Source organism: Streptomyces mutomycini (assembly GCF_001700505.1).
Taxonomy (GTDB): Bacteria; Actinomycetota; Actinomycetes; order Streptomycetales; family Streptomycetaceae; genus Streptomyces; species Streptomyces mutomycini.
Genome location: NZ_MAPV01000373.1, coordinates 1 through 1,200 on the forward strand (window position 1 = coordinate 1; position 1,200 = coordinate 1,200).

Here is a 1,200-nt window from a genome sequence, read left to right on the forward strand (position 1 = left end):
CCTGGACCGACTTCGGCGTCGTAGCCCCAGCCCTTGCGGGCGACGCCGAAGTCGGTCCAGGTGTCGGTGAAGCAGGTGGCTTCGGTGAGGGTCTGGTAGCCCATGTATTCGGCGAAGGACTCGTTGAGCCAGATGTCGTCCCACCAGGTGAGGGTGACGAGGTCGCCGAACCACATGTGGGCCATTTCGTGGGCGATGACCACGGCGCGGGTCTGGCGTTCGGTGTCGGTGACTGCGGAGCGGTAGATGAATTCGTCGCGGAAGGTGACGAGTCCGGGGTTCTCCATGGCGCCGGCGTTGAATTCGGGGACGAACGCCTGGTCGTAGGAGTCGAAGGGGTAGGGCTCGTCGAATTTTTCGTGGAAGCGGTCGTAGCAGGAGCGGGTGATGTCGAGGATCTCGTCGGCGTCGGCGTCGAGGTGGGGGGCGAGGGAGCGGCGGCAGTGGATGCCGAAGGGGAGGCCTGCGTGGTGGGTGGTGACGGAGTGCCAGGGGCCTGCGGCGATGGCGACGAGGTAGGTGGAGATGGGTGGGGTGGGGGCGATGGTCCAGCGGCCGTCGGTGGTCCGGGTGGTGGTGCCGTTGCCGAGGACGGTCCAGCCGGTGGGTGCGGTGACGGTGAGGTCGAAGACGGATTTGAGGTCGGGTTGGTCGAAGGCGGCGAAGACGCGCTGGACGTCGTCCAGGAAGAGCTGGGTGTAGACGTAGGTTTCGCCGTCGGCGGGGTCGGTGAAGCGGTGCATGCCTTCGCCGGTGCGGGAGTAGTGCATGGTGGCGTCGACGGTGAGTTCGTGGGTGCCTGGGGTGAGGTGGTCCAGGGGGTAGCGGTTGTCGTCGAGGCGTTCGGGGTCGAGGGGTTGTCCGTCGAGGCTGAGTGAGCGCAGGGTCTCCGGCTTGATCTCGACGAAGGTGTCTCCGGCCGTGTGGGCGGTGAACCGGATGGCGGTCCTGGAGTCGAAGGTCTCGTCGCCCGTGGTGAGGTCGAGGTCGACCGTGTAGCGGTGTACGTCGAGGAGCTGGGCGCGGGTCTGCGCTTCGTTGCGCGTCAGTACGGACATGGCGCCCATGCTGCCGTACGGGTCGGGGGCTGTGCAGGGGCGTTCTCGCAGGGCTGACGGCGGGGTGGGGGTGTTCGGCCCGTCGGGTGTCGGCTGTCTCGCGCCGGGCCGTACCGGCGGGGGCGCGCCGCTCTGGGAGGGG

1 protein-coding gene is annotated in these 1,200 nt (G+C 68.1%); it reads right to left on the reverse strand.

Features of this window, described 5'->3' with window-relative positions:
• A partial coding sequence (locus BFF76_RS30525; protein WP_244167390.1) for a M1 family metallopeptidase occupies window positions 1–1,058 on the reverse strand: 1,058 nt, incomplete at its 3' end.
• Window positions 1,059–1,200 lie beyond the last annotated feature (142 nt).